The organism is Pseudomonas sediminis, assembly GCF_002741105.1.
GTDB classification, from domain to species: Bacteria; Pseudomonadota; Gammaproteobacteria; order Pseudomonadales; family Pseudomonadaceae; genus Aquipseudomonas; species Aquipseudomonas sediminis.
On sequence record NZ_NIQU01000006.1, the window covers coordinates 132,749 to 158,921 of the forward strand.

Below are 26,173 nucleotides of genomic sequence, written 5' to 3' on the forward strand. Positions count from 1 at the left end.
GTGCGGCTGATCGTCCTGTTAACGTTCGCGGCCAGCATGACCGCCACCTTACTGACTACCGTCGTGTTGCAGCAAAGCAACCAGCAAAAGGTGGACCAAGCGCTGGTCGAGGCTACCGAACGAGCCGCGGACACAGTGCTCCAGCGCATCGAGCTGTACCAGTACGGCCTACGCGGTGCACGCGGTGCCGTGCTGGCGAGTGGCGAGCACGGCATCACCCGCGAGGGCTTTCGCATCTACAGCCTGACGCGTGATGTCGACCTCGAATTCCCGGGCGCGCGTGGCTTCGGCTTCATTCGCCGGGTGCCCGAGCAGCAGCAGGACAGCTTCCTCGCCCTAGCTCGCGCCGACGGAATGCCAGACTTCCAGATCCGCCAGTTCATCCCTCACGATGGCGAGCGATTCGTCATCCAGTACATCGAACCAGTGGAGAGAAACCGGCAGGCCGTAGGGCTCGACATCGCCTCGGAATACAACCGCAGTAGCGCCGCGATGGCCGCCATGGCCAGTGGCGAAGTGCGGATATCTGGGCCTATCACCCTGGTTCAGGCCACCGGTAGCCCGTTGCAGTCCTTCCTGATCCTGTTGCCCATCTATCGCGGTGCGGTCACGCCCAGCACGGTAGAGGAGCGCATGGCTCAGGGTATTGGTTGGAGTTACGCGCCCCTGCTCACAGAGGAGGTTATGCAGGGCCTGCACCTCGACCGGGACGGTCTGCACCTGCAGTTGAGCGATATCACCGATGCTACGCAACCGCAGGATTTCTTCGGCTACCACGCGCAATCAGAATTCACGGATGAAATCGCCAGTCACGCGCTCACGCGGGAGGTGTTCGGACGACGCTGGCAGATTGAGTTGCATGCGCAGGATGAGTTCATCAATCAACTCAACCTGCTTTCCCCACAAATGGCAGCACTGACCGGAACCCTGCTCAGCCTGCTGTTGGCAGTGCTGATGAGCGTGATTCAGGTGAGCCGTCAGCGCCACCGACAAATCCTCACGGAGCAAGCACGCTCGGCGGCTATCGTGGAAAGCTCGAGCGACGGCATCATCGGCCAGGATCTCGACGGAAGAGTGCTGAGCTGGAACCGTGGCGCCGAGCGTATCTTTGGCTACAGCGCAGCGGAAATCCTGGGTAAAAACCTGCTCGGGCTGACTATTCCAGAGAATCTGCGCCACGAAGAGCAGAGGTCGTTGCAGTACATCGCCGCGCAGCGGGAAGTGGAAAACTTCGACACTCAGCGTAGTCGCAAAGATGGTCAACTGGTCGACGTGTCCATCTCGATATCCCCGTTGTTCGACGGTACCGGCAACCTGATCGGTCTGTCGAAGACCGTGCGCGACATTTCTGCACAGAAGGCCGCCGAAGCCCGCATTCTTGAACTCAACGCCAACCTTGAAGAGCAGGTCAGCGAACGAACCCAGGAACTGCGCAAGCTCAATCTTCTGCTCAACAACGTGCTGCAGTCAGCGTCGGAGGTGTCCATCATCGCCACCGATCTCGAGGGGGTCATCCGCGTGTTCAATCGTGGCGCCGAGCGCCTGCTGGGCTATGACGCCAAGGAAGTCGTAGGCCTGCAGACCCCCGCCATGTTCCACCTGCCCGAAGAGATTCAGGCATACAGCGAGGAGCTCAGCCAGGAGTACGCTGAGCCGATCACCGGCTTCCGCGTGTTTGTGCACAAGTCGGAACTGGAACAAGCGGATAGCCGTGAATGGACCTACGTACGTAAGGATGGCTCACTGCGTTCGGTGACCCTGCTGGTTAACGCCATGCGCGATGAGAATGGGAATGTCGCCGGCTACCTTGGGATCGCCCTGGATCTCTCCAAGGAAGTTCGCCTGCGCCGCGAGGCCCTGGCCGCCCATGACCAGGTTTCGATGGCGGCGCGGGTGGCAGAGCTGGGGATCTGGTCCTGGACCCCCGTCGACAACCTACTGCATTGGAACGAGCGGATGTTCGAGCTTTACGACTATCCGCTCGAATGGCGTGAACAAGGGCTGGAGTACCGCCTTTGGCACGACCGCATTCACCCTGAAGACCAAACGGCCACCGAGGCGAATCTGCGCGACCTGATCGCCGGCAGGGGCACGTTCGACCGCGTCTTCCGCATCGTCAGGCCCAATGGCCAGGTGCTGTACATCCAGCCCGGGGCACACGTCGAGCGCGACCAGCAGGGCAATCCGGTGAAAATCACCGGGATCAACCGCGATATCACCGCGCAACTGCAGCTCGAAGCCGACCTGCGCCATGCCAAGGAACAAGCCGACGCCGCCAGCGCGGCCAAGAGTGCCTTCCTGGCCAACATGAGCCACGAAATTCGCACACCGATGAATGCCGTGCTGGGCATGCTGCAGCTGGTACAGGCCACCGAACTCAATGCGCGCCAGCTCGACTATGTACTCAAGGCGCAAAGCGCCGCGCACGCCCTGCTAGGCCTGCTCAACGACATTCTCGATTACTCGAAGATCGAGGCCGGCAAACTACAGCTGGACCTGCACGACCTCGAACTGGAGCCCATGCTGCGTAATCTGGCCGTGGTACTGGCGGGCAACCAGGGCGACAAGGATATCGAGGTCATGTTCGACGTCGATACCGCCCTGCCCTCGGTGCTACTGGGCGACAGCCTGCGTCTGCAGCAGGTGCTGATCAACCTGGCCGGCAACGCCCTGAAATTCAGCCACAGCGGCCAGGTGATAGTTAGCCTGCACCAGCTGCAGCGTATAGCCGATCAGGTCAAGCTGCGCGTCGCCGTGAGTGACACCGGTATCGGTATCAGCGAGGACCAGTTGCAACGTATTTTCGACGGTTTCACCCAAGCGGAAGCCTCTACCACCCGCCGTTACGGCGGCACCGGGCTGGGCCTGGTGATATGCAAACGACTGGTGGAACTGATGGGCGGCACCCTGCACGTGGAAAGCGAGCTCGGCGTCGGCAGTCGCTTCTGGTTCGACCTCGAGCTGGGCGTGCGCGACGGCACCGACGCGCTGAGGTACGCGCGTGACGAGCAACAGCAACTACGCCTGCTGATCGTCGACGACAATATGATCGCGCGGAAATTGCTGCAGCAGACAATCTTCGACCTGGGCTGGCATGCCGAAACCGCGGACAGCGGCGACGACGCTCTGCTGCGTGTGCAGCAGGCACAGCAACCCTACGACATCGTCCTGCTGGACTGGCGGATGCCGGGGATGGACGGCCTGGAAGTCGCACAGCGGATACGCGAGAGCGCCACGCCGCATCGCCCGCCGCCGACGGTGATCATGATCACCGCCCACGGCCGCGAGGTGTTGGCCGATCGCTACGGCGAGGCCGACGCCCCGTTTGCCGGTTTCCTCACCAAGCCGGTCACGCCGCGCCAGTTGGTGGCCTGCATCCTCCAGGCGCGCCATGGCCTTAGCGACGAAACGCAGGTGCCGGGCTACAAACTGGGACAGCGTCTGCTGGGTTTGCGCTTGCTGGTGGTCGAGGACAACGCGCTCAACCGCCAGGTCGCGAGCGAACTGCTGGCAGGCGAAGGCGCTGACGTCAGCCTCGCTGAAGGCGGACTGGAAGGTGTGCAACTGGCGCAAACCGCACAGCCGCCCTTCGACGCCATCCTGATGGACATCCAGATGCCGGATATCGACGGTCTGGAGGCTACTCGGCGTATTCGTCTGCAGCCAACGCACCAGACGCAACCCATCATCGCCATGACCGCCAACGCCTCCAACACCGACCGTGATCAGTGCCTGGCGGCCGGCATGAATGATCATGTCGGTAAACCGATCGACATCGAAAAGCTGGTGGCGGTGATTCGCCAATGGTGCGGCCTGGAAACTACACAACCCAGCACCATCGCGGTGGACGAGCCAATCGAGGATCAAACCGCCATTCTCAGGCGGTTCGGCGGAAACCTGACGCTGTTGCGCTCAATGCTGGAGATCTTTCCTGCCGATCTGCATCAGCAACTGGATCAGTTGCGGGGGCATCAGCAGCACGGTGATACCAACGCCATGCTCAGGAGCCTACATAGCCTCAAGGGCAGTTCCGGGACCATCGGCGCCAAGCAGCTCTCGATGCACTTCGCCGACTTGGAAAAGCAGATCGCCGAGGATGCCAGGCCATTTCATGAGGACGGCGCCTGGCTGGATGAAGCACGTCAGCAACTGCGCGACAGTTGCGAGCGTCTGCAGACGATGTTCGCCGTCGCCACGTCCACCGCCATGACGCAGCAGACCGTTACTGTTGCAGCCGCTGACTTGCAGTGGACGACGGCCCTGCAAGCGCTTAACGTGCAACTGCAGGAGGGCAACCTGAATGCCCTCGAATCAGTGCAAAACCTGGCTACGCAGATACCGGACACGCTACGCAGTGACTTCGAGGCTATCCGTCAGGCGATCGACGCACTGGACTTCCAGCGCGCGCAGTACTTGCTTCATGTATTACACCAATCGCTAGAGGGGGATTGATTTGGAGCGACTGAAACCCTACCTGCACAAACGTCCTAAACTGCTGATCGTCGACGATCAGCCGTTGAACATCCGATTGCTGCACGAGTTGTTTCGCAACGATTGTGACGTGTACATGGCCACCAGCGGGGAACAGGCACTGGCGATGAGCAGTGACCTCCTCCCGGACCTGATCCTGCTCGATGTGATCATGGCCGACATGGACGGCCATGAAGTCTGTAGACGCCTGAAAGCGACGGCAGAGACCAGCGAGATTCCTATAATCTTCGTCACCGGCAAGGATCATGAGGACGACGAAACCATTGGTTTCGAGCTGGGCGCAGTGGACTACATCCGCAAGCCCTTCCATTCGGTGGTGGTGCGCGCCCGCGTGATGAATCACCTTAAACTGAAATTGCAGAGTGACTTGCTGCGCGAGATGGCCATGCTCGATGGCCTGACCGGTATCCCAAACCGGCGCAGTTTCGACGAACGCTTCGAGTCGATCCGTGCACACGCCTTGCGCGCGCAGCGCCCACTGTCACTGCTGATGATCGACGTCGACTACTTCAAGAAGTACAACGACCTCTACGGTCATATGCGTGGCGACCAGTGTCTGCGCGACGTCGCTCAGGCCCTGAATGGCAACTTACGCCGCCCTCACGACCTGGTCGGACGCTTCGGCGGCGAGGAGTTCGCCGTACTGCTGCCCGATACCGATGAAGCCGGTGCTCTGACCGTAGCCGAGCAGTTGCACTCAGCCATTGCACGTCTCGATATCGAACACCGTGCCTCAGACGTAGCCGACAGAGTCAGCCTGTCCATCGGCGCCGCGACCCGTCTGCCGACCTCGACGGCCAGCCTGGAGCAGCATCTGCAATGGGCCGACGAACAGCTCTATCGCGCCAAGAGCGAAGGTCGCAATCGCACCTGCATCCAGAGCTACGGGGCCTAACAAGCCTAGAGATCCAGCTGCAATGGCTCGCCCTGCGCCGGCACCGCGCAGCAGATCAGCACACCATCGCCTTCCGGCAACTCGGCTGGCGGGTTCGGATAATGCACCTGGCCGCTGATCAGTCGCGTCTTGCAGGTGCCGCAAGAACCACCACGGCAGCTGAACTCTGGCGTCAGGCCCCGGCTTTCTGCCAGTTCCAGCAGGCTGCCACCCTCCGGCATCCAGCGTGCTTCCTTGGCCGAAGTGGTGAAGTACACCGGCACCGGCTCGGTTGCCGCTGGCGGCTGCACGAAAGCAGTCACCTGCCCGTCCGTACGACGCGTCAGGGTCGAGGGGCCGAACGCCTCGGCATGGATGCGCGCATCGGCGACGTTCAGATCGCGCAAGCCATCGTAGATCGCCTGGGTAAAGGCGGCCGGGCCGCACAGGTAGAAATCGTAATCGTCGAACGACAGCGCCGCCTTGATCTGCTCCATCTCGATGCGTCCATGCTGCTCATAGTCGCGTCCGAGCACTGCGTTCTGCTCCGGTGCACTGAGGGCACGATGCACGCGCAGCAGGCCATCAGCACGTTGCACCAACTCGCGCAGCTCGACCTGGAACGGCAGGTCGCTCAGCGTCCGTGCCCCCTGGAAGAAATGGATGCGCTTGCCCTGCCCCAGCGCCACCTGCTCGCGCAGCATCGACAGCAGCGGCGTGATACCGACACCGGCACCGATCAGCACCAGCGGCCGATGAGTGTCACTGTTGAGAGTGAAGCTGCCCAGTGGCGGACGCACTTCCAGCACATCACCAACCTGAAGCTGTTCGTGCAGGTGCCGCGAGACCACCCCCTGCGCCTTGACGCTGATGCGCAACTGACCGTCCGATGGAGCACTCGACAGGCTGTAGGTACGCAGCAGGGTTTCACCCGTAACAGTGGTGATGCGAATGGGCAGGTGCTGACCGGCGGCGAAGCGCGGTGCAACGCCCTGCTCCGGCGCCAGCACGAACGAGCGGATATCGGCGCTCTCCTGCTGCTGATGCTGCACGCGCCAGCGCTGCCACTGGTTGCGCTGCTCACGCTCGCGCAGGCGCGCATCGGTTTCTGCCCAGGTGCCGGTCATCAGGCTGGTCGGTGCATATTCCTCGAAGGCCCAACGCAATGAGGTCGAGGACGGACGCAGCACCACCTGCTCGACGTCGAGGGTCCATAGCCGTTCGGCCCCCTCGAAGAGGTTGATCAGCGGGCTGTCGAGAAGGATTTCGGCGCGTCCGCCCAGTTGCAGCACGTCACCCGTGGCGAAGTCGACGAACAGCAGGCCGGCGCGCGGATTGACGGTGAGATTGCCCAGCGTGTTGAAGAACAGGTTGCCGGCGTAGTCGGGAATGGTCAGGCGATTGCCCTCTACCCGCACGAAGCCAGCGCGACCGCCCCGGTGCGAGACGTCCACCGAGCGGCGGCCATCGTCATGCTCGACATAACTGGCGACGAAGAAGGTGTCAGCGCTACGGATCATCTCGGCAGTACGCGCATCCAGTTCGGTCGCCTCCAGACGTTCGACGCCCCGCTCGGGTACGCGGCGGTAATGGCGCAGCTGGATGTACTGCGGGCAATTGCCGAAGGAATGCTCCACGGTGATGTCCAGACGCTGTGCCGATGCCTGATGAATATGCCCGTTGATGCGATTGCGCCGCCGCGAATGCAGCTCGATGCCAAGCAGGCCAATGGCTTCTCCGCTGACCAGGCCGGCGGTGGCCGGATCGAGCGGATCGAGCGCCATGGCGGCCAAGTCGAACGACAGCTGACGTGGATCGGACGAGGTGACGAAACCCTCCTCGCCCTCGATCAACGTGGCCCAGGGCTGGCCTGCGCCATCCACAGCACCCGCGATCATGAACGGCAACTGATGGTAGAACTCGCGATGCTGATCCGGCATGTAGTCACGGATCACCTTCTGCCCGAGCACTTCCATGCGTTCGCCGACGCCGACCTTTTCCTGCAGTTGCTTTTCACCGGCATGCCAGGGCGAGTGCCGATGGCTGGGGAGCTGTTGCATGTTCTGTCCTCCACGCAAGAAGCTGCCGAGTGATCCCGGCAGCTATCGGCGACTCAGGCTTGCAAGCCGGCGGCGGTACGCGGCATCGGTACGAAACCCGGCAGTGCCTCGATGCGTGCCAGCCAGGCGCGGATGTTCGGATAGGGTTCCAGCGAGACGTTGCCCTCCGGCGCGTGGGCAATGTAGGAGTAGTTGGCGACATCGGCGATGCTCGGCTTGTCGCCGGTGAGGAATGGGGTTTCGCCCAGCTCGCCTTCCATCACGGTGAACAGCGCATGGGCGCGATTGATCACTTCTTCGGTGTTGAACGAGGCGCCGAATACGGTGACGAGGCGCGCAGCTGCGGGGCCGAACGCTACCAAACCGGCGGCCACCGACAACCAGCGCTGCACGCGGGCGGCAGCAGCCGGCTCCTGCGGCAGCCAGTCGTCGTTGCCGTAACGTTTGGCCAGGTAGACGAGGATGGCGTTGGAATCGCTGACGATGGTGCCGCCGTCATCGATGGCCGGTACCTGGCCGAAGGGGTTGAGGGCAAGGAACTCGGGGGTCTTGTGCTCGCCCTTGGCCAGGTCGACGAAGATCAGCTCGGTGGGCAATTGCAGCAGCGAGAGCATCAGCTCGGCACGGTGGGCATGGCCGGAGCGCGGGAAGTTGTACAGCTTGATGGCGGGACGGGACATGGCGATGACTCCTTCGAGCATGATTGGATAAGGTCACCGCGAGACGACTGGCCTTCGCGACGATGGGACCATGTTGGCCTCATCCAATCTCGATAAGAATCACCACAAAGAACAATCCACTATTTCACTTTCTGCAATTTTCTCACGTCAGGCCTGAAACGCCGGATGAGCACGCAGGCGCGGCACGGCAAAGTCGAGGAAGCTACGTACCCGTCCCGCCGCCCGGCGTCCTTCGCGGTAATACAGCTGCACCGGCAAAGGCGCTGCGGCGAAGCTTTCCAGCACCGCCTGCAACTGCCCACTCTGCAACTCCTGATAGGCCTCATAGCTCAGGCAGCGGGTCAGGCCAAAACCGGCGAGCGCTGCGCGGATCGCAGCCTGCGGCGTGCTGCAGGTCAATCGCGGCGCGAGCTTCACCGCACCGTCCGCAAAACGCCATTCCCCCGCATGACCGGTCGAAGAGCGGCCAATGGTGCGGTGCACATGCAGGGCTTGCGGACTTGCGGGCCAGCCCCAGCGCTGCAGATAGTCAGGTGTCGCACAGACCAGCGGTCGCGCCCATCCCAGCGGCACGGCAAAGCCGGACGAACTGGGCAAATGGCCGACCACCACGGCCAGGTCGATGCCCTCCTCCAGCAACCTGGGCGGCTCCTCGCGCGCCAAGGTAGCCAGGCTCACCTCGGGAAATGCCTCCAGGTAGTCGACTGCGATGGGGGTCAGCACCTGATGCGTCATCAATAGCGGCAGGGCCAGGTTCAGTTGTCCGACGGGGCTGGCATGCAGGCCGGCCACCGAGCGCTCGGCCTCCTCAACCCGCTGCAGGATGCGCTGACAGCTATCGGCGAAAGTCGCACCCGCCGCGCTCAGGCTCACACCGCGTGGCCCGCGCAGTAGCAAGGTGCTGTCCAGACGACTTTCCAGCGCAGCTACGGTACGCATCACCGTGGCCTGCGACAGCTGCAACTGGCGAGCAGCAGCGGCCAGGCTGCCCGCCTGGGCCACGACGAGGAAGACCTGCATCTCGCGGTGATGACTCATGACACAGGCGCGGCTCCGGCCGCGCGCAGCGCTGGATCGGCGCGAAAACTGGCGGCGCAGTGGTCGACGAACGTACGCACCTTGGCCGACACCTGGCGGCCGCCCTGGTGAATGATGTGTACCGGCAAGGCGGGTGGCTCGAACGCTTCGAGTACCAGTTCGATCTCGCCGCGCGCCACCGCAGCGGCCACCTGGTAGGACAGCACGCGGGTATAACCCCAGCCCAACCGCGCTACACTGATCGCCGCCTGGTTGGAGCTGACAGTGAAGCGCGGCTGCGGCATGAAGCCGAACGGACCGTCGGCGCCGACGAACTGCCAGTGCGACAGCAGGGTGCTGGCGCTGGACATGACGATGGGCGAATCGCGCAGCTCATCCGGGTGGCGCGGACGCCCGACGCGGTCGAGAAAATCTGGTGAGGCGCACACCACCGGGCGAATCTGCCCGACCTGCAATGCAGGGTGATCGCCCTCGGGCAGCGAGCCGATGCGCACGGCCACGTCGATGCCCTCCTCCATCATGTTCACCACGCGGTCGACCAGCAGCGCATTGACCTCCACATCCGGGTGGGTGTCGAGGTACTGGGCGATGCGTGGAATCAGGAACAGCTCACCGAACATCACCGGCGCCGTCACGGTGAGTCGTCCACGCGGGCGCACACTGCCACCAGCGGCCAGTTCCTCGGCTTCTTCCAGCTCCAGCAGGATGCGTCGACAGTCCTCGACATAACGCTGGCCGGCCTCGGTCAAACGCAGGCTGCGCGTGCTGCGCGCCAGCAACAGCGTGCCGAGGCGCGCTTCCAGCGCCGCGACGGCGCGGGTCACGCTAGGCGGCGAAATGCCCAGCAGCTTGGCGCCACCGGCGAAGCTTTCGGCCTCGGTCACTGCCAGCAGCACCCTCATTTCCTGAAACCGATCCATCGTCACCGCCTGGTTTTCTGTTACACCGACGCAGCGTACCTCATGACGAGGCCACGTCCGGACTCAGCGCCGGCTCAAGGCCAGACGCGCGGCGAAGAGGACGAAGATAAGCCCCGTGCTGCGATCCATCCATTTGATCACCGCCGTACGCCGCAGCCAGTGGCCGAGCGGCTGGGTAGCGCCGATCAGCAAAAGCGCCCAGACCAGGCTGAGCGCCACATGGATGCCCACCAGACCGAATGTCCAGGCGATCAGCGGCTGCCCCTGCGGAATGAACTGCGGCAGAAAAGACACGTAGAAAATCCCTACCTTGGGGTTGAGCACATTACCCAGCAGGCCGCGCAGGAACCAGTTGGCACCGGACTGGCCGCCGGCCTGCGCCGGAGCCAATGAGGTGCGCGGGCGCAGCAGCATGTTCAGCCCGAGCCAGGCCAGATACGCCGCACCGCAATACTTGAGGAGGTTGTAGCCGAATTCGGACACCGCCAGCAGCGCGCCTAAGCCGAAGGCCACCGCGGCGCCCCAGAGCAGGCAACCGGCATTGATGCCCAGCGCCGCACGAAACGCCTGCTGCCGGCCCTCGACCGCAGCGGTGCGCAACACCAGCGCCGTGTCGATCCCCGGCGTCAGGGTCAGCAGCGTGGCCGCCAGGGTGAAGGCGATCAGGTTTTCGGCATAGGGCATCGGCAGGCGCTCCGTCCACTGGGCAGAGCGCGAGTATAAACAGCGCATCGTTCAAACCGTAGGGTGCGCCGTGCGCACCGCCAACAACCGGGAAACAACCCGGTGCGCACAGCGCACCCTACGTTTATCCGCGATACGCCTCGAACAGCCCCGTAGCACCCATGCCGCCACCGACGCACATGGTGACGATGCCGTAGCGCAGTTCGCGGCGCTGCAGCTCACGCACCAGGTGGCCGACCTGGCGCGAGCCGGTCATGCCGAACGGGTGGCCGATGGAGATGGAACCGCCGTTGACGTTGTACTTCTCGTTGTCGATCCCGAGCGTATCGCGGCAGTACAGACACTGCGAAGCGAACGCCTCGTTGAGCTCCCACAGGTCGATGTCGGCCACACTCAGGCCCTTGGCCTTGAGCAGCTTGGGCACCGAGAACACCGGGCCGATGCCCATCTCGTCCGGCTCGCAACCGGCCACGGTAAAGCCGCGGAAATAGGCCCTGGGCTTGAGGCCCAGCTCCAGCGCCTTTTCCAGACTCATCATCAGGGTCATGGAGGCACCGTCGGACAGTTGCGAGGCGTTGCCGGCTGTCACGCTGCCAGCCGGGTCGAACGCCGGTTGCAGCTTGGCCAGGGATTCGATGGTGGTGTCCGGGCGGTTGCAGTCATCCGCCTCGACCACGCCGTCGACGATCTTCTTCTCGCCGGTGGCCTTGTCTTCGACCTGATACTTCACCGTCATCGGCACGATTTCGTCGGCGAACAGGCCTTCGGCCTGAGCCCGCGCGGTGCGCTGCTGGCTCTGCAGGGCATAGGCATCCTGGGCTTCGCGGGTGATGCCGTAGCGGTTGGCGACGATCTCGGCAGTCTTGCCCATGGGGTAATAAATGCCCGGATTGTCCTTTTGCAGCAGCGGGTTGAACAGGTTGTCCATGTTCATGCTTTTCAGGGTCATGGTGATGGACTCGACACCGCCGGCAACGATGATGTCGCTGCAGCCGGATGCCACCTGGTTGGCGGCGATGGCGATGGCCTGCAGGCCCGAGGAGCAGAAGCGGTTGAGGGTCATGCCAGCCACCGGATTGCCGAGGCGCGAGAGCACGGCGACGTTGCGGCCGATGTTCATGCCCTGCGCGCCCTCGTTGGAGCCAGCGCCGACGATGCAGTCATCGACCAGCTTCGGGTCGATGCCGTTGCGCACCAGCAACGCATCGACGCAGTGAGCGGCCATGTCGTCCGGCCGGGTCATATTGAACTTGCCGCGGAAGGACTTGGCCAGGCCAGTCCGGACGCTATCGACGATCACCACTTCACGCATGACGCACCTCGTTGTTATTGGATGGCGAATGGCGTGAAGATAAATCCAGCCGATCCCCGGGCGCGACCATCATTGATCTGGCGTATACGGGGCGATGTCGGGGCGGTGCCCGGATGCAATCCGGGGGCCATCGGGAACGAAACAAAAGCATCGCGGCTAAAGCCCCTCCCACGGCTCCCCTGTAACCTGTGGGAGCGGCTGGGCGGCATTCCGCTTTAGCCGCGACAAGACATCAATCCCTGGCAAACGCCGCCTCGATGGCCTCGTTGATGGTACGCAGCACCTTGACCCGGGCGAAGCGCTTGTCATTGGCCTCGATCAGCGTCCAGGGGGCGATCTCGGTGCTGGTGCGGTCGACCATGTCGCCCACCGCATCGGCGTAGTCGTCCCACTTGTCACGGTTGCGCCAATCTTCTTCGGTGATCTTGAAGCGCTTGAACGGGATCTCCTCGCGCTCATTGAAGCGCTCCAACTGCGTCTGCTGGTCGATGGCCAGCCAGAACTTCACCAGGATCACTCCAGCATTGGCCAGTTGCTCCTCGAAATCGTTGATCTCGCCGTAGGCGCGCAGCCAGTCGGCCTGGCTGCAGAAGCCTTCGACCCGCTCCACCAGCACACGGCCATACCAGCTGCGGTCGAAGATGGTGAACTTGCCGCGCGCCGGAATGTGCCGCCAGAAGCGCCATAGATAGGGCTGAGCGCGCTCTTCCTCGGTCGGCGCCGCCACGGGCACGATGCGGTACTGACGCGGGTCGAGGGCACCTGTCACACGACGGATGGCGCCGCCCTTGCCGGCGGCATCGTTACCTTCGAATGCCGCGATCAGCGCGTGCTTGCGCATGCGTTTGTCGCGCATCAGCCCGGACAGACGCGCCTGCTCGGTGGCCAGTTGTTCCTTGTAGTCGTCCTTGCTCAGGGCCTGGGTCATATCCAGGCTGGCCAGCAAGCCACGATTGTCCAGGCTGGAAACCAGCGGCGCGGCATGCGGCTGCAGCTGGGCGCGTTGCGGATTGGCCAATGCCGCCTGCAAGCCTTCGAGCAGAATGCGCCCGACGGTGAGGCTGCGGTAATAGTGATCGACGCCCTCGACCACGTACCAGGGCGCGTAATCGCGGCTGGTGCGGCGCAGCACGCGCTCGCCATAGCGCACGAACTTGTCGTAGGTCTTCGACTGCTGCCAGTCCAGCGGGCTGATGCGCCAGCTGTGCAGCGGGTCGTCCTTGAGTGCTTCCAGTCGCGCCTTCATGTGCTGCTTGGACAGGTGAAACCAGAATTTGAAGATCAGCGCGCCCTCGTCGCAGAGCATGCGCTCCAGGCGCTCGGCGCCATCGATGGCCTGGTCCAGCACCGCGTCCTTGAACTTGCCGTGCACCCTGCCCTGCAGCATCTGGCTGTACCAGTTGCCGAAGAACACGCCCATGCGTCCCTTGGGCGGCAGTTGGCGCCAGTAACGCCAGGCCGGCGGACGCGCCAGCTCTTCGTCGGTCTGAATGTCGAAGGTGCTGACCTGGATCAGTCGCGGGTCCATCCACTCGTTGAGCAGTTTCACCGTCTCGCCCTTGCCGGCGCCCTCGACGCCGTTGATCAGCACGATCACCGGGAAACGCGCCTGCTGCTTGAGCTCGTACTGCGCCTCAAGCAGCGCCTCGCGCAGCGCCGGCTCTTCGGCCTCGAACGTGGCCTTGTCGATACTGCGGCCGATTTCGGCGGACTCGAACATAAAGCAACCTCCCTGGAATGATCCTCACAGCCTAACGGAACATCCAATGCTTTGCCCGCTGACACCAGCGCCACCGCACCTGTGCACGGTAGAATCACCGCACGATCCAGCGGAACCCAGCCATGTCAGACACCCATCACGCCCAGCTCGACTGGGACGAGCGCGGCCAACCTCTGTCGCGCAGCTACGGCGACATCTATTTCTCCCAGGAAAATGGCCTGGAAGAGACACGTTACGTCTTCCTCGCCAACAACGATCTGGCAGCACGTTTCGCCGCTCTCGCCGACGGCGAATGCCTGAACATCGGCGAGACGGGTTTCGGCACCGGGCTGAATTTTCTCTGCGCCTGGCAGTTGTTCGAGCAACAGGCTCCCGCTGGCGCGCGCCTGCACTTCGTCAGTGTCGAAAAATATCCGCTGCATCACGACGACCTGCAGCGCGCAATGGCCCTGTGGCCAGAGCTGGCACCGTTCAGCGCAGAACTGCTGACTCAATACCGCGCCATTCACCCCGGGTTCCAGCGCCTGCTGTTGGCCGGTGGTCGGGTGGTGCTGACGCTGTTGATCGGCGACGTGATGGAGCAATTGCCGCAACTGGATGCGCGCATCGACGCCTGGTTTCTCGACGGTTTCAACCCGGCGAAGAACCCTGAGATGTGGACGCCCGAGCTGTTCGCCGAACTGGCGCGACTGTCTACTGCGGGAACAACGCTGGGCACCTTTACCAGCGCTGGCGTGGTGCGCCGGGCGCTGAACGCTGCCGGCTTCCAGATGCGCCGTGTGCCCGGCCTGGGCAAGAAATGGGAGGTGCTCAAGGGCCACTTCATCGGCAACCCGCAAGGCGAGGGCAAACCCTGGTTCGCCCGCCCCGCCCGCCCCGCGCCGGAAAAACACGCGGTGGTGATCGGTGCAGGTCTGGCCGGCTGCGCCACTGCCGCCAGCCTGGCTGCGCGCGGCTGGCGAGTGAGCATGCTGGAGCGCCACGCGGCGGTTGCCTGCGAGGCCTCGGGCAACCCGCAGGGCGTGCTCTACCTCAAGCTCTCGGCCCATGGCACCACGCTGTCACGGTTGATCGTCGCTGGCTTCGGCCATACCCGCCGGCTGCTCGAACGCCTGCAGCGCGGTGCCGACTGGGACGCTTGCGGCGTGCTGCAGCTGGCCTTCGATGACAAGGAAGCCGCGCGCCAGGGCAAGCTGGCCGCCGCCTTCCCTGCCGATCTCCTGCATTCCGTGGGGCGCGAGCAGGCCGAAGCGCTGGCCGGCATTGGTCTGCCGGCTGGCGGTCTGTTCTACCCCGACGCCGGCTGGGTACACCCACCGGCGCTGTGCCGGCAACTGGTGCAACACCCATTGATCGAACTGCGCCCCTACCAGGAGGCGCTGAGTCTGAGCCGGCAGGATGACCGCTGGCGCGTCGACGGGCCGAGCGGCACGCTGGTCGAAGCACCGGTGCTGGTATTGGCCTGCGCCGCCGAGATTGGCCGCCTGCTGCCAGAGGCGAATCTGCCACTCAAGCGCATCCGTGGGCAGATCAGCCGCCTGCCGGCCAACTCGCTCAGCAGTCAATTGCGCACCGTGGTCTGCGCCGAAGGCTACGTCGCCCCACCGCGCGAAGGCGAGCACACCCTGGGCGCCAGCTTCGACTTCCACAGCGACGACCTCACGCCCAGCATCGCCGAGCACGCTGGCAACCTGGAACTGCTGCGCGAGATTTCCGCGGATCTCGCCGAGCGCCTGGATGCACAGGCACTCGATCCGGCGACGCTGGAAGGCCGCGCCGCGTTCCGCTGCACCAGCCCAGACTACCTGCCGATAGTCGGGCCGCTGGCTGATGCCGAAGCCTTTACCGAAACCTATGCGGTACTGGCCAAGGACGCCCGCCAGGTGCCGGATGCGCCCTGTCCCTGGCTGCACGGCCTGTACATCAACAGCGGCCACGGCTCACGCGGGCTGATCACCGCGCCACTGTCGGGCGAGCTGATCGCTGCCTGGCTGGAAGGCGAACCGCTACCAGTGCCGCGCGAGGTGGCTGAGGCCAGCCACCCCAATCGCTTTATGCTGCGCAAGCTGATTCGCGGGAGCTGATCGACGGTGTGCACGGTGCACACTACCGGGTTGGCCGCGCTTATGCTCTGGCCTCAGCAAGCACCGGTTTGGGTTTGCGAAACACCAGCACGTTGCCCAGCATCACCAGGCCCAGGCCGAGCAGCGCCGGGGTCGTCCATTGGTAGCCCTCAAGGAACACCGAGATGTTCAGCGCCACTACCGGGAACAGCACCGTGCAATAGGCCGCGCGCTCCGGGCCCATGCGTCCGACCAGGGTCAGGTAGGCAGTGAAGCCGATCACCGAGCCGGGAATCGCCAGGTACAGCAGCGAGCCGACGTAGCGCGCGTTCCACTCGAAGGCGAACGGCGTACCGCTGACCAGGCAGATGCCCACCAGCATCAGCGCGCCATAGAGCATGCCCCAGGCGTTGGTGGTCAGCGGTTTGAGGCCGGCCTTCTGCTGCAAGCTGGAGAGCATGTTGCCAGCCGAGAAGAACAAGGTGCCGAGCACTGCCAGACCGATACCAATCAGGCTCTCGCGGCTGGCTTCGTGCCCGGCCAGCTCCGGCCAGAACAGCAAGCCAAGGCCGACCAGCCCCAGCGCGCCACCGAGCAACACGTTGGCGGCGATGCGCTGCTTGAAGAACAACCGTGCATTGATCGCGTTCCACAGCGTGGCAGTGGAGAAGATCACCGCGATCAGGCCACTGGGTATCCACTGGCTGGCGGTGTAGAAGCACAGAAAGTTGAGGCAGAACAGGCACAGCCCCTGCACCAGGCAAATGCCCTGGCCACGGCGATCCAGCGGCTGCAGGCGGCCGCTGAACCAGAGCATGGCGAACAGCACTGCTGAGGCCAGGGCGAAGCGATAGGCGATGGAGGCGGCGACGGCCACCTCGCCCATCTGCAATTTGATGGCGATCCAGGTCGTGCCCCAGATCAGTACGGTCAGCAGGTAAAGCGACAGGTTCATCGAGAATCTCCCAAGACTGAGCACAGTCTGGAAGCGATACGCGCCAGGCGCTTGCACAAAGTTGCGCATTTATCGCTGCGCCATCACTGCCTGCCATCGCGCTGCAGGCTTTATCATGCGGACTTTATCTGTCAGGTAATTCTCACCGCATGCTTTCCGCCGTCGCGCGCTACAAACAACTGCTGTCCAGCGCCCTAGCCCGCTACTTCCCCCGCACCACCGCCTATCTGCGTGCCGAGCGCGAAGCCGCGCAACCGCGCAAGCCCATACGCAAGCAGAGCAAGAAGAAGTCCGCCGGCAACAAGAAAGCCGGCACTCGCAAGGCCGCCAGCGGCAAGCCTGGCCCCGCCGGCATCTACCCCGCCACTCGGCTGAAGATCGAAGACCCCCAGGTGCAGGCCATGCGCGAGCGCGTGGCCCAGGCGGTGAGTGCCGGGCTGATCGGCACACCGTCGGACGAACAATGGGCGATGATCCTCTGCCGCGCCCCGCTGGCGCGCATCTTCGCTGGCGCCGGCTCGGGTAAGTCGAGCACGCTGGTACTGCGTGTGGTGTTCCTGCTCTGCCACCTGGAGGTCGAGCCGAAACGCCTAACGGTGATCTCCTTCACCAACGCCTCCTGCCACGAGCTGCGCGAGCGACTGCAACGCCTGCTCGACTTCTGGCACTACCCGCACGATGCGCGCCAGTGCGTGCGCACCTTCCACGCTGCCATGGCCACGCTGGCCAAGGAAAGCCTGGGCAACCCGCGTTGGTTCGAGCAAATGGACGAGCCCAGCGACGAACCGGACAACCCGCTCACCGGCGCTCGTCTGCGCCACGCGCAACAACGCCTACTCAAGCAGGCTTACCAGAATGCCTACACCGAAGACGCGCGCTTTCGCGCCCTGACTCATCGCCTGCTCAAACTGCCGGCACCCGAAGAGCCGCCACAGGGCAAGCCCAAGGCGCCACTAGACGCCTGCAAACTGCCGGGTGAGTTCACCGCCCTGCCGCTGTTCGAGCTGCTGCACGGGCAGATCGACTTCGCCGAGAGCCTGGGTATTCGTCTCGAGCGCCTGGACGTGAAAGCTCTGGGCTGCGCACCGCGCGAGCGTGATTTCATCGAGGCCATGCAGCGCTTTCACCAGCACTTCAGCGCGCTGCTACAGAGCCAGGGTTTGATCAGTTTCAACGGCGCCTTCGCGCAACTGAGCGAGCAACTGAGCAGCGACGGCGGCAAATCCGGCCCCGCCCTGCTCGCCCTGAGCCACTTGCTGATCGACGAATTCCAGGACATCTCGCCGCAGATCGTGCTGTGGCTGCAGGCCGTGCATCGCCGCCTGCACGCGGCGGGCGAACGCATCAGCCTGATGGCCATCGGCGACGACTGGCAATCGATCTACGGCTGGCGCGGCAGCTCGCCAGAGCTGTTCATCGACTTCGACCGCCACTTCCCCAGCCGTGGACGCGGCAAAAGCACCACCCTGCTGCTAGGCACCAACTACCGCAGCATCGAGCCGGTGATCCGAGACGGCGAGAGGGTGCTGGCCGAGGTGCACAGCAAGCAGGCCAAGACCTGCGTCGCGGCCAAGGCCATGCAACCGGGCGACCATGGCGTCAGGCTGATCCAGCGCTTCGACCTGGCCAGCGGCCTGCCGGCGCTGCTCAAGGAAATCACCGCGCAGTGCCAGCACGTCAGCCAGCGCCCCAACGCGGATCGCACCGCTGTGCTGCTGCTCAGCCGGCGCAACGAGCCGCTGCAACAGGTGCGCGCACAGTTGGACAAATCGCTGCCGGTCAGGGCCATGACCATCCATCGCGCCAAGGGTCTGCAGGCTGAAGTGGCGATCATCCTCGACGACTGCCTGCCGACGGATAAGCACCCACTGCGCAACGCGCTCTACGCCCAATGCGGTTTCTTCGCCGGCAGCTACGACCAGGCCATGCAGGACGAAGCCCGGCGCCTGGCCTACGTGGCCATCACCCGTGGCGTAAGCCGGGTGCTGTGGTACACGCGCAAGGCCCAGGGCGCCACGCAGTGCTTGGCAGCAAGCCGACCTATCGCGCAAGCTTCAGGCTGATCTGCACTTCAGGCGTTCCCATGGACAAACTGCTGGCTCTGCGCACCTTCGTCGCCACCGTTCGCTGCGGTGGTTTTTCCGCTGCGGCGCGGCTGTTGGGCCTGGCCACCTCGTCGGTGACCCGTGCGGTCAACGCCCTGGAGCAAGAGCTGGGCTGCGTGCTGCTAAACCGCAATACGCGGCAGATCAGCGTCAGTGAGGCCGGACGCGAGTATTTCGAACGCGCCCTGGCCATCCTCGACGCACTCGACGAGGCCGATGCCGCCGTGATCGACAACGGCGAAGAGGTGCGTGGTCGTCTGGCGGTAAGCGTGCCGGTGGAGTTCGCTCGGCGCATCATCGCCCCACGCCTGGGCGAACTGCTGGAGCGCCACCCGCAACTGGAGCTGACCCTGCGCGTGACCGACGAAGTGGTCGACCTGCTTAGCGAACGGGTCGACCTGGCGCTGCGCCTGGGTTCTTCCATCGTCAGCGACGAAGTCGTCAGCCAGCGTGTCGGCAGCTTTCGCCGCTGGCTGGTAGCGAGTCCACATTATCTGGCACGCACCTCGCCCATCGAACATCCGGACGCACTGCAGGCGCACGCCTGCCTGCAGTACGACTACGGCAGCCCGGCGAACTACTGGCGCTTCGAGCAGGAGGGAACGACCGTGCAGGTGCCGGTCAGCGGGCGCCTGCGCAGCAACAACGCCGATATATTGCGTCAGGCCGCGCTGGATGGTCAGGGCATCGCGCTGCTGTCGGACTGGCTGGTACGCGACGATGTGGACAGTGGCAAGCTGCAACGCCTGCTGCCCGACTACGAAGTCGCACCCGGCCCGCACGAAGGCACTATTCACCTGCTTTACCTGCCGAACCATCGGGGTTCGAAGCGCATCGCCGCGTTCAGCGAGTTTCTCCAGGGATTGCTGCAAGGCTGAGAGCTTTTGCATGGCGCGCAACGCAGCGTTGCCGGCTCGACGGATTCTCCGCCAGGCCTTACCTGCCTAACCTTGCGCCTGTCGTTTCCTCTCATCGAGATTCATCATGACTAGCCAGACCTCCTCGCTCACCAGCGAGTCGCCAGCCCTGCCGCAGGCACTGGTGCTGCTGTTCGCCCTGTGCTGCGGCGCCATCGTCGCCAACCTCTATTACGCCCAGCCGATCATCGAGCTGATCGCCCCGGATGTCGGCCTTAGCGCAGAGCGCGCCAGCTTGATCGTCTCGCTGACGCAAATCGGTTACGCGCTCGGCCTGTTATTCCTGGTACCGCTGGCCGACCTGCTGGAAAGCCGTCGGCTGATGCTGATCACCACCGCGGCCGCGCTTCTCTGCCTGTTGGCGGCGGCCTTCGCGAGTCAGCCGGATGTGTTTCTTGGCCTGGCGCTATTGATCGGGCTCAGTTCGGTTTCGGTACAGATGCTGATTCCCCTGGCGGCCAACCTGGCGCCGGAGGCCAGCCGTGGCCGTGTGGTGGGTAACATCATGAGCGGCCTGCTGCTGGGCATCCTGCTGGCTAGGCCGCTGGCCAGCCTGGTAGCCGGTGAATTCGGTTGGCGCGCGGTCTACCTGATGGCAGCCGGCCTGATGCTGGTGATTACCCTGGTGATCGCTACCACCATCCCGCGTCACGCCCCCAGCCACCGCGCCAGCTACGGGCAACTGCTGGCCTCGCTCGTCCACCTGCTGCGCCGCTACCCGACACTGCGCCGCCGCGCGCTTTATCAGGGCCTGATGTTCGCCAGCTTCAGCCTGTTCTGGACAGTGGCGCCGTTGGAGCTGTCGCGCCACCTCGGTTTGAGCCAGCAGGACATCGCCCTGTTCGCCCTTGCCGGCGCCATCGGCGCAGTGGCTGCCCCCATCGCCGGGCGCCTGGCCGATGCCGGCCATACCTGGCGCGCCAGCCTGATGGCACTGATCCTCGCGCCATTGGCCTTTGCTCCCAATTTGCTGAGCGCCGGGGTGGGCTGGATCGGCCTGGTCGTCACCGCCATCGTGCTGGATTTCGCGGTGCAGATGAGCATGGTGCTCGGCCAACGCAGCATCTACGCCCTGGAGCCGCAGAGCCGCGCGCGGCTCAATGCGCTGTACATGACCAGCATCTTCGTCGGTGGCGCCATCGGCTCGGCACTGGCCAGCCCGGTCTACGAGCGCTTCGGTTGGTCAGGCACGGCGTTGCTGGCGGCAGGCCTGCCGCTGCTCGCGCTGCTGGCATTCATCGGCAAGGAGAAGTGAAGACGCCGGCACAGTATAAAAATCGTAGGCAACAAAAAACCCGCCGAAGCGGGTTTCCTCCCAACCATCCGACATCCTGTCGGTAGCCAATCCTGGCCTGGTCATCTTCCTTGATCCTCAGCGCTCCATCGCTGCAGGGGATGTGTGTAGATTACTGCTCGGACCGACGGGGCAAAAGCGACGCTTACCGCCACGGCGTGTAAGACATTCGCTATATGTAGCCAGATCAACGACCGATCATACGGGCCAACACGTCTTCACCGCCCTGCCGGCGATGGACGAAGGCCATCGCCGCATGACCAATCACCATGAACAACAACAGCCAGCCCAGGTTGCCGTGCAGCAAGCTGGCGGGCGCGATCATCCACTCGATCTTGCCGTCACTGAAGCCCGGCATGATGGTCATACCGAAGGCGACGAACTCCCGGCCCGAGCCGTACTGGCGCAACAGCGCGATAAAGGGGATCACGAACAGCAGACCGTACAATGCCAGATGGCCGAAACGTGCCAGCGTGCTGACTGGCGCAGGCCGACGACTGCTGCTGTACAGCGCCCAGAGCAGGCGCAGCACCACCAGCACCATGAGCAGCAGTCCCGTCGCCTTGTGCGTGCCCCAGAGGAATTTATCCAGGGCGCTGTCTTCTATCAGGGTGTGCGCCAGCACGGTCAGGAATTGCCAGCCCAGCACTACCGCCATCCCCCAGTGCAGCCAGCGTGTAACAGCGCCGTAGCGCTGCGCGGAATCATGCAGATTCGACATGGTGCTTCCTCTCCAATGTCATGATGAAATCTATGCGGCCTCATGCCGCCACCCGAGCCAAAGACCCGTTCCAGAGCCAATGGTGCCGCGCCAGCAGGCGTCTTGATCAGAAGAGATGTTAGCAGGGATGTCAGAAAGGCATCACCGCAGGCTCCAGACGAGACTGGAGCCTGCGGTGATGATCAGGCGTCGCGCAACGCCTCGCGCCAGGCGTGATATTGCGGTTCCTGCCAGATGCGCGCATGCAGGCGCGCCATGCCGTCAGGATCGTTGAGCAGACGCCAGCGGGTTGCCTCGACCTTGCCCTCAGGCCCGGCGCTGAGAATTTCCTCGATACGCGCTTCGCGCAGCGCTTCGGCGGCAGGCACCACCTTGGCATGGCGGGCGCGGGCCATGGCGCAGACCAGGGCGTTGTACAGCGGATCGACCACGGCACGCAGGAAGCCCTTGCGCAGCGCACGCGAACTGTTCAGTTGCTCGTACTCGGAGGTGTTGCTCAGCTCCACTGGCACCTTGTGCTCCTCCGGTATCAGAAACAGCTTGCTGCGCCGCGCTGCCAGTCCTGGCGCAGTACGACTGGTCAGCACCGACACCACAGGCGACAGCACCAGCGACACCACGATAGGCGCCAGCCACCAGAGGAAGTCCGGGTTGAGCCAGGCCACCAGTGCCGTCCAGCTGATACCGATCAGCACCTGGGTACCGTGACGACGGAACGCTTCGCTCCAGGGGGTCGAGTCGTCCACACGCTGCGGCGAGTTCCACTGCACCGACCAACCGAGAAAAGCAGCGGTGACGAACAGGCTGTGGAACAGCATGCGCACAGGTGCGAGCAGCACCGAGCAGGAGGCCTCCAGGAGCATCGACAGCAGCACCCGCGTACGACCACCGTAGGCTTCCGCGCCCTTGATCCAGATCAGCAGCACACTGAGCAGCTTGGGCAGGAAAAGCAGCGTCATGGTCGCCGAGAACAGCGCCACGGCCTCTTCGGGTTGCCAGCGCGGCCACAACGGGTAGAGCTGGTTGGGCTGCAGGAAGTACTCCGGCACCATCAGCGTATGGATCGCCAGCAGACAGGTCGACAGCACCAGGAACAACAGCCACAGCGGCGCCGACAAGTAGGACATGACGCCGGTGAGGAACACCACGCGATGCACGGCGTGCATGCCACGCACCAGGAACAGCCGGAAGTTCATCAGGTTGCCGTGGCACCAGCGGCGATCGCGCTTGAGCTCGTCGAGCAGGTTCGGTGGCAGCTCTTCATAACTGCCCGGCAGGTCGTAGGCGATCCATACCCCCCAACCGGCACGGCGCATCAACGCGGCTTCGACGAAGTCGTGAGAGAGAATCGCGCCAGCGAAAGAACCAGTGCCCGGCAAGGGCGCCAAAGCGCAGTGCTCGATGAAGGGTTTGACCCGAATGATCGCGTTGTGGCCCCAGTAGTGCGATTCACCCAGCTGCCAGAAGTTGAGCCCTGCGGTGAACAGCGGCCCGTAGACGCTGGTGGCGAACTGCTGCAGGCGCGCATACAGGGTGTCCATGCCCGATGCCTTGGGTGCGGTCTGGATGATGCCCGCTCCGGGGTTGGCCTCCATCAGGCGCACCAGGCGGGTCAGGCAATCGCCGCTCATCACGCTGTCGGCATCGAGCACTACCATGTAGCGGTAGTTGCTGCCCCAGCGCCGGCAGAAGTCGTCGATGTTGCCGCTCTTGCGCTTCACCCGACGCCGACGGCGGCGGTAGAAGATATGGCCGAAGCCTTCCACTTCACGGCACAACTCCATCCAGGCCTGTTGTTCGGCCACGCAGATATCCGGGTCGTTGCTGTCGCTGAGAACGAAGAAGTCGAAATGATCGAGTTGCCCGGTAGCCTTGAGCGATTCGAACGTCGCGCGCAGGCCGGCGAACACGCGCGGCACGTGTTCGTTGGCAATCGGCATCACCAGCGCGGTACGCGCCCGTGGCGAGATCGGCTCATCACCGCAGCTGCTCGCGGAGATGCTATAGCGATCACGCCCCTTGAGCAGTTGGAGGAAGCCCATCAGCGCGGTCCAGAACCCCATCGACACCCAGCAGAACAGCAGGGCGAACAGTGCCAGGATACTGGTCTGCACCACATAGGGCAGGATCTGCCGCGCTGACTCGCGCAGCGGCTGGTCGAACACCAGGCCAAGATCGACCAGCGACCAGCCCTGATAAGGCAGCACCGACTTCATGTACCAGGTGGCGACCACCGTCTGCGTGATCATCAGCACCAGCAGCGCGGTTCGGCGCACCGCCGCAACATGCCGCCAACGTTCTTCGGCGAAGTCTTCGCTCTCACGCGTACGCGGCCGCGGCGCAGGTTTCTCGCCTCTAAGACGGCGCCAGCCACGATCCAGGATATTGGTCTGCCACGGCTCCGGCACCATACGCGTGCGCGTGATCGGTGGCGTCGAGTCGATGGTCGGACGCCCCTGGTGATCCTGCACGATGCGGCAGCCACGCTCGAGCGCATCCGGCCAGCCCAATGCCAGGCGGGCTGGCACCGAGTCGAGCATCTCGCGGGTTTCCTCCTGGGGCTCGGTCGCTAGCTGATCGTCCTCGTGCAGGGCGCGATGCAGTGTCGCAAGATCGCCGCCCTCCTCTTCGACGCGATCAGCCAAGGCCTGCTGCCGCTCATGATCGAGCGGCAGTTCTCCCAGATACTCCTGGATTTGCGTAGGGTCTAGAGTGTTATTCATGGGAAGGCAGCTGATAGCTCCAGGTTTCCGACAAGGGCTTGCCGTCCTCGACCAGGGCAGCGCGCATCTCCACCGGCTGCGCCGGGTTCTTGACCTTGATCCGCAGGGTCAAACGCCAGCCCTTGCTGACCGGGTTGTAACGCAGGCTGTCTTCCAGCAGTTCGGCGTTGCCATCGACACTGACCTGCACACTCGGCGCCGCATCAGGCGAACGCTTGGCCAATTCCTCACCAACGAAATCAACCACCAGCGCGGTACTGCCATCGGCCTGACGAATCAGGTTGGCCTGCTTGATATCACCCTCCGACAGCCGGGTCTGGCTGACCATGGCCAGTTGTGGATCGTGCAGTTTGGCGTCGTCACGGCTGAAGTGTAGGCGATAGGCCACATCCAGCGACTCGCCCGGTGCCGGCAGCTTCTCGGGGCGCCAAAGGGCGACGATGTTGTCGTTGGTTTCATCCGGCGTGGGGATCTCCACCAGCTCGACATGACCCGTGCCCCAGTCACCGACGGTTTCCACCCAGCCGCTCGGGCGCAGCTCGTAGCGGTCGTCGAGATCCTGATACTGGTTGAAGTCGCGACCACGCTGCATCAGGCCGAAGCCACGTGGGTTGTCGATACGATAGCTGCTGACGTTGAGACGCTGCGGGTTGTTCAGCGGACGCCAGATCCACTCGCCATTGCCGGCATGGATGGCCAGACCATCGGAGTCATGCAGTTGCGGGCGGTAATTCGGGCGCGGCCAGGGCTGGTTGGCACCGAACAGGTACATGCTGGTCAGCGGCGCGATGCCGAGCTTTTCGACGTTCTCACGCAGGTAGACCTTCGATTGCACCTCGAGCACGCTCTCGCGCCCCGGTTTGATTTCCATGCGGTAAGCGCCGGTGGCGCGCGGCGAGTCGAGCAGTGCGTAGATCACCAGGCTGCGGCGATCGTGCTGCGGCTTCTCAATCCAGAACTCGCTGAAACGCGGGAACTCTTCGCCCGATGGCAGCGCGGTGTCGATAGCCAGACCGCGCGCGGAAAGACCGAACACCTGCCCTTTGCCGACGATGCGGAAGTAGCTGGCGCCCAGCACGCTCATCACCTCATCGTGCCGACCGTTGGTGTTGATCTCGTTGATCACCTTGAAGCCGGCAAAACCGAGATCCTTGAGGTCATCCGGGTTCAGATTGAGATCGCCGAAGTCGAACATCGACGGGTCGTACTTGATTTCCTGGGTGCCTTCGGCGGTCACTTCGTTGATCTTCACCGGCACATCGAAGTGCATGCCCTGGTGGAAGAAGTACAGCCGGAACGGCGTCTTGCCATCAGCCCAATGTGCTTTTTCCTCAAGGAAGCGCACCTTCTGATAGCCAGCGAACGGCAATTCGCGCAGCGCAGCCGGCAGATTGCTTTGCGGCGCATTGTAGCGTTCGGCAGCAAGCGCCTTGGCCTTTACCGCCACATCATCCAGATCGAAGGCCCAGCCCTGGGCAGCGAACAGCAGGGGGAGCACACAAAGGGCCAGCTTGCCGGCCTTGCCCATACGGGCTCCAGAACAACGACTCATCGACACACAGCCTCCAGGGCAACACGTACTGACAAGCAGCGGCAAGCCCGGGGGCGGCCGCTGC

At 63.8% G+C, this 26,173-nt stretch carries 17 protein-coding genes; 6 read left to right on the forward strand and 11 right to left on the reverse strand.

All coding sequences use genetic code 11. The features are described from left to right. The first annotated feature begins 36 nt into the window (after positions 1-36). Together CDO35_RS15745 and CDO35_RS15750 are read left to right on the forward strand one after the other, a co-directional pair. On the forward strand, positions 37-4,452 hold the full coding sequence (locus CDO35_RS15745; RefSeq protein WP_099525796.1) for a hybrid sensor histidine kinase/response regulator: 4,416 nt from the start codon (positions 37-39) through the stop codon (positions 4,450-4,452). Between the two features lies 1 nt (position 4,453). Then, positions 4,454-5,386, forward strand: coding sequence for a GGDEF domain-containing response regulator (locus CDO35_RS15750; protein WP_243699099.1), 933 nt, complete (start codon positions 4,454-4,456; stop codon positions 5,384-5,386). A 5-nt stretch (positions 5,387-5,391) separates the two neighbouring features. On the opposite strand, the gene CDO35_RS15755 is transcribed toward CDO35_RS15750, so the two are convergent. The 7 genes from CDO35_RS15755 to pap form a co-directional block, all read right to left on the reverse strand. After that, positions 5,392-7,425 carry a pyridoxamine 5'-phosphate oxidase family protein gene (locus CDO35_RS15755; RefSeq protein ID WP_099525637.1) on the reverse strand — a complete coding sequence of 678 codons (2,034 nt, stop codon included), beginning with the start codon at positions 7,423-7,425 and terminating at the stop codon, positions 5,392-5,394. 53 nt (positions 7,426-7,478) lie between these two features. Then, positions 7,479-8,105 (reverse strand): glutathione S-transferase family protein, encoded by a 627-nt coding sequence (locus tag CDO35_RS15760; protein WP_099525638.1) that lies wholly within the window; start codon positions 8,103-8,105, stop codon positions 7,479-7,481. 147 nt (positions 8,106-8,252) lie between these two features. Beyond that, positions 8,253-9,143: a LysR family transcriptional regulator gene (locus tag CDO35_RS15765; RefSeq protein ID WP_099525639.1), complete on the reverse strand. Its 891-nt coding sequence runs from the start codon at positions 9,141-9,143 to the stop codon at positions 8,253-8,255. After that, the gene (locus CDO35_RS15770; protein ID WP_099525640.1) at positions 9,140-10,063 is read right to left on the reverse strand and encodes a LysR family transcriptional regulator; all 924 of its coding nucleotides are present in this window, start codon (positions 10,061-10,063) and stop codon (positions 9,140-9,142) included. The genes CDO35_RS15765 and CDO35_RS15770 overlap by 4 nt, the downstream gene beginning before the upstream one ends. A 63-nt stretch (positions 10,064-10,126) precedes the next feature. Then, complete coding sequence (locus tag CDO35_RS15775) at positions 10,127-10,747, reverse strand: LysE family translocator (protein ID WP_099525641.1); 621 nt, start codon at positions 10,745-10,747, stop codon at positions 10,127-10,129. 124 nt (positions 10,748-10,871) lie between these two features. Continuing rightward, on the reverse strand, positions 10,872-12,059 hold the full coding sequence (locus CDO35_RS15780; protein WP_099525642.1) for a thiolase family protein: 1,188 nt from the start codon (positions 12,057-12,059) through the stop codon (positions 10,872-10,874). A 232-nt stretch (positions 12,060-12,291) separates the two neighbouring features. Next, positions 12,292-13,779 carry a polyphosphate:AMP phosphotransferase gene (gene pap, locus CDO35_RS15785; protein WP_099525643.1) on the reverse strand — a complete coding sequence of 496 codons (1,488 nt, stop codon included), beginning with the start codon at positions 13,777-13,779 and terminating at the stop codon, positions 12,292-12,294. A 122-nt stretch (positions 13,780-13,901) separates the two neighbouring features. On the opposite strand from pap, the gene mnmC reads away from it, so the two are divergent. Then, positions 13,902-15,863 (forward strand): bifunctional tRNA (5-methylaminomethyl-2-thiouridine)(34)-methyltransferase MnmC2/FAD-dependent 5-carboxymethylaminomethyl-2-thiouridine(34) oxidoreductase MnmC1, encoded by a 1,962-nt coding sequence (gene mnmC, locus CDO35_RS15790; protein ID WP_099525644.1) that lies wholly within the window; start codon positions 13,902-13,904, stop codon positions 15,861-15,863. 40 nt (positions 15,864-15,903) lie between these two features. Here mnmC and CDO35_RS15795 read toward each other — a convergent pair whose 3' ends face one another. Next, complete coding sequence (locus tag CDO35_RS15795; RefSeq protein WP_099525645.1) at positions 15,904-16,797, reverse strand: DMT family transporter; 894 nt, start codon at positions 16,795-16,797, stop codon at positions 15,904-15,906. Between the two features lie 149 nt (positions 16,798-16,946). Here CDO35_RS15795 and CDO35_RS15800 point away from each other — a divergent pair, with 149 nt between their 5' ends. The 3 genes from CDO35_RS15800 (at position 16,947) to CDO35_RS15810 (ending at position 21,074) form a co-directional block, all read left to right on the forward strand. Continuing rightward, positions 16,947-18,860 (forward strand): DEAD/DEAH box helicase, encoded by a 1,914-nt coding sequence (locus CDO35_RS15800; protein WP_099525646.1) that lies wholly within the window; start codon positions 16,947-16,949, stop codon positions 18,858-18,860. Between the two features lie 20 nt (positions 18,861-18,880). Next, the gene (locus tag CDO35_RS15805) at positions 18,881-19,780 is read left to right on the forward strand and encodes a LysR family transcriptional regulator (protein ID WP_099525647.1); all 900 of its coding nucleotides are present in this window, start codon (positions 18,881-18,883) and stop codon (positions 19,778-19,780) included. Positions 19,781-19,886: 106 nt separating this feature from the next. Continuing rightward, a complete protein-coding gene (locus tag CDO35_RS15810) occupies positions 19,887-21,074 on the forward strand; it encodes an MFS transporter (protein WP_099525648.1) in 1,188 nt (395 codons plus the stop codon). 226 nt (positions 21,075-21,300) lie between these two features. Here CDO35_RS15810 and CDO35_RS15815 read toward each other — a convergent pair whose 3' ends face one another. The 3 genes from CDO35_RS15815 to CDO35_RS15825 all read right to left on the reverse strand — a co-directional run bounded on the left by CDO35_RS15815 (position 21,301) and on the right by CDO35_RS15825 (position 26,085). Continuing rightward, on the reverse strand, positions 21,301-21,834 hold the full coding sequence (locus CDO35_RS15815) for a cytochrome b (protein ID WP_099525649.1): 534 nt from the start codon (positions 21,832-21,834) through the stop codon (positions 21,301-21,303). Between the two features lie 182 nt (positions 21,835-22,016). Beyond that, positions 22,017-24,557 (reverse strand): glucans biosynthesis glucosyltransferase MdoH, encoded by a 2,541-nt coding sequence (mdoH, locus tag CDO35_RS15820; protein WP_099525650.1) that lies wholly within the window; start codon positions 24,555-24,557, stop codon positions 22,017-22,019. Beyond that, the gene (locus CDO35_RS15825; protein ID WP_099525651.1) at positions 24,550-26,085 is read right to left on the reverse strand and encodes a glucan biosynthesis protein G; all 1,536 of its coding nucleotides are present in this window, start codon (positions 26,083-26,085) and stop codon (positions 24,550-24,552) included. Before CDO35_RS15825 ends, mdoH begins: the two co-directional genes overlap by 8 nt. Positions 26,086-26,173 lie beyond the last annotated feature (88 nt).